This is a genomic window from Bacteroides sp. ET71 (assembly GCF_023336905.1).
Lineage (GTDB): Bacteria > Bacteroidota > Bacteroidia > Bacteroidales > Bacteroidaceae > Bacteroides.
Window position 1 is genome coordinate 1 of record NZ_JAMBLS010000135.1, and the last position, 608, is coordinate 608.

Annotated in this window: 1 protein-coding gene and 1 pseudogene; both read right to left on the minus strand. The window is 56.2% G+C overall.

Annotated elements, in window-relative coordinates:
- Positions 1 to 318: pseudogene (locus M3090_RS15550) on the minus strand (conjugative transposon protein TraM); the annotation flags it as partial.
- Positions 269 to 592, minus strand: coding sequence for a TraL conjugative transposon family protein (locus tag M3090_RS15555; protein ID WP_235352991.1), 324 nt, complete (start codon positions 590 to 592; stop codon positions 269 to 271). The pseudogene M3090_RS15550 and the gene M3090_RS15555, both read right to left, overlap by 50 nt.
- Positions 593 to 608: the final 16 nt, after the last annotated feature.

The window sequence follows — 608 nt, forward strand, 5'->3', positions numbered from 1 at the left end:
GTCCTGCAGGGTGCTCATCTTCTCCCGCTGCTTGCGCTCGAAGTCCTGCTGCTCGTAGGCGGCACGCTTGTCCGAAGGCAGGTTCTTCTCCTCCGGCATGGGCACTTCCACGTTGAAGCCGTCGGGCAGGCTCTCCCCTTCGTCCGACGGTGCGAATATCAGCCACATCGCCACGCCGAAGACAAGGAACAACAGCGGATAGACCAGCATCTTCCTCCGTTTCCGGATTTCTTCGGGAGTCAGCGGTTGGGACTCCTTCCGCCCGCGTTCATTCTTCTTTGCCGTTTCCGGCTGTTTTTCCGTTTTGTTCTCTTTCATGTTTCCTGTCATGATTAAAATGGATACTGTCTTTGCTTATGCCCGGATGCAGTTCCAACTGCCGCATCCGTTCTATTCTCATCTGCTCTCCCCGGCGTTTGCCGATGTTGTATATCGACGACACGGTGATGTAGATGGAGAGGGCGCTGAATCCCACGAGCATCGCCACCACCACGATGAGCCGCACATCGGGCGACATCCGCCCGCACACGTAGCGCATCCCGTCGCTTATCCGGTCAGGGATGTAATGGAGCCACTTCCTTGTCTTTCCCATACGCTTTTACCTTTCC

Excerpts from the sequence above, each read along its gene's own strand:
- M3090_RS15555 (WP_235352991.1), bottom strand. The coding sequence starts at position 592 with ATGGGAAAGACAAGGAAGTGGCTCCATTACATCCCTGACCGGATAAGC.